Source organism: bacterium, assembly GCA_020440705.1.
Taxonomy (GTDB): Bacteria; Krumholzibacteriota; Krumholzibacteriia; order LZORAL124-64-63; family LZORAL124-64-63; genus JAGRNP01.
This window is the reverse complement of the sequence record JAGRNP010000236.1, coordinates 1-2,345: the sequence shown is the minus strand read 5'-3', so window position 1 is coordinate 2,345 and position 2,345 is coordinate 1. Positions and strand designations below refer to the sequence as shown.

Genomic DNA, 2,345 nt, shown 5'->3' with positions numbered 1-2,345 from the left:
TCCCGGCATGCAGGATGAACGCGACGCTGAACGTGAGCGGGGACCCGCAGGTGATGCTGCCGCGGTAGAGCGTCGACAGCCAGACGAAGCTGATCAGGGCGATGGGCACCGCAGCCGCCAGGCTCACGACGCTGAACACCAGGCTGCCGGCCGGGCTGATGCCCTGTCCGAACAGTCCGGCGCCGTAGCCGGCCAGGGCCAGGCCCGTCAACGCGATCATCGACCCGACCAGGGTCCGGTAGCCCGGCGACGTGCGCCGGGCCATGCCCCCGATGACGTCGCTGACGATGCCGACCGCGGGAATGAACACGAAGTAGGCCAGCGGCCTGACCGCGAACCAGAAATAGGTCCGCCAGACCATGGGGTCGGCCTGCCAGCCGAACAGCCCGACGGTCGAGACGCGACTCGCCGCCAGATAGAGCACGATCACCGCGAAGACGCCCCCCGCGGCCGTCATCAGGTAGCCGTAGAGGTAGAAGCCCCACGCCGTGAACGGCAGCCCGAAGAAGCCCAGCCCCTCGCGGCGGCCGTGATGGACCGTGACCACGAAATTGATCCCGGTCAGGAACCAGCTCAGCCCCATGCAGAACAGGGCGATCAGCAGCAGCGCCACGGCGCCCGGATCGAGCAGGCTCAGGTGCGAATCCAGGGTCCAGCCCGTGCCGACCGGGAAGGTCGCCATCGTCCCGATCAGGAGGACCAGTCCGACCACGTAGGACCGCAGGCTCCAGCGCCCCATGCCGGGGAACGCCGTGTTCGCGGCGCCGATCTGCAGGGGCAGCAGGAAGTAGCCCAGCACCATCGGCAGGACCGGCACCAGCCAGGCGAACACCTGCAGCAGGCGCTGGTAGGTCAGCGTCTCGAGGATCAGCCGGTTGCCCAGCCCCGGGCCGCCGACGGCCTTCACCAGCGGCAGCAGCGCCAGGATCATCGCCAGCACGAACGCGCCCCCGGTCCAGGCCAGGAACATGAGCGAGATGCGTTTGTGGTCCGTGGTGTTGAACCACCCGGAGAATCCGCCGGGGCCGCCCAGGAAGCTGCGCCGGACCGCGTCGGCCGCCGATTCGGTTACGGTGTGCATCTACTTACCCTCCTGGCCGCCGGTGTCTCCGCGGTCCGAAATCGACTTCAGGAACTCGGTGATGGCGCCGATCTCGCGGTCTCCCAGCACCCCGGCGAACGGCGTCATGACCGGTTGGAAGCCGTCGATGACCGAAGCGTTCGGCTCCAGGATCGACTGGCGGATGTAGGCGTCGTCCGCGACGATGGTCTCGCCCGTCGTCGTCAGGAACTCGAACCCGTAGACGTTCTTCAGCGAAGGACCGACGAGCTTCGAACCGTCCAGGGAGTGGCAGGCCTTGCAGCCGTGGCGGTTGTAGAGCAGTTCGCCCACTTCCGGCAGGGTGCGGCCCACGAAGATGTCGCCGACGGACGCGAGCCAGGCGTCGAAGTCCGGGGCCGCGAGGGCCACCACGGCCGTCGCCAGGCTGTCCTGGGTCAGCTCGCTGAACGTCCCGCTGTACACCGGGAACGTCCCGGCGGAGACCGCCTCGAACCAGGCCGTGGTCGTCCGGCCCGGAAGGATCGCCTGCTGCACCCGCATGGCCGGGATCAGCAGGTCCTGCGCCACGTCCTCGGTGGTCAGGGCCAGCTTGACCGGGCGGCCGACCGGAACCCGGAGCGTGTCGGTGACCGAGCCTTCGGGATAGGTGAACTTCCAGGCCCCCTCGCGGGCGTTCACCTGGACGCCGTAGGCGCCGTAGGGTGCCACGCCCCGGTCGAGCAGTCCGGGCAGTCCCGCCTGGAAGGCGAAACCGGCCAGGCCCAGCGCTCCCAGGAGCCACAGGCCCAGCAGGGGCAGGTTCAGGGCACCGCCCCGCACCGGTGCCGGGGCATCGCCGCGCCGCATGAAGGTCCGCACGAAGACGACCGCCAGACCCACGGTCAGGATCAGGGCCGCCGCCGCCGCGAAGTAGATGTCATGGAAGGGCATGTCCACGTCGGGGGCGAAGGTCGAACCCCAATCGGGAAACCACGCTGTAAGATTGGCGCTGCCGATCAAACCGTTACCTCTTTCGTGCCGCCGCGCGGGCGGTCGGGTCCTGGATGCCTGTCGCTGCCGGTCGGGCCGGCTATCTGGCGTTCTTCGCCACGACCCGGTCCATGGCGTCCTCGATGGGCATGCACAGCACGCCCTTTTCCGCGTCGAGGTAGCGCACCTTCTCGTCGAGCAGGGCGCGCTGAGCGGCGACCTGCGCCTGCGTCTCCTCGCTGACCCCGGCGCTGTAGATCTTCGCCTGCTCTTCCCGGTTCAGGGCGGCGTTGTAGCCGCCGGTGATGAACAG

3 protein-coding genes are annotated in these 2,345 nt (G+C 68.9%); all 3 read right to left on the bottom strand.

The genetic code is table 11. The annotated features are described in order from the left end of the window. The coding region (locus KDM41_17985) for a cbb3-type cytochrome c oxidase subunit I (protein ID MCB1185313.1) at nucleotides 1-1,081 on the bottom strand (1,081 nt) is incomplete at its 3' end. After that, a complete protein-coding gene (locus tag KDM41_17980; GenBank protein ID MCB1185312.1) occupies nucleotides 1,082-2,062 on the bottom strand; it encodes a c-type cytochrome in 981 nt (326 codons plus the stop codon). A gap of 70 nt (nucleotides 2,063-2,132) precedes the next feature. After that, nucleotides 2,133-2,345 (bottom strand): hypothetical protein (locus KDM41_17975; GenBank protein ID MCB1185311.1); only part of this gene is annotated, 213 nt, incomplete at its 5' end.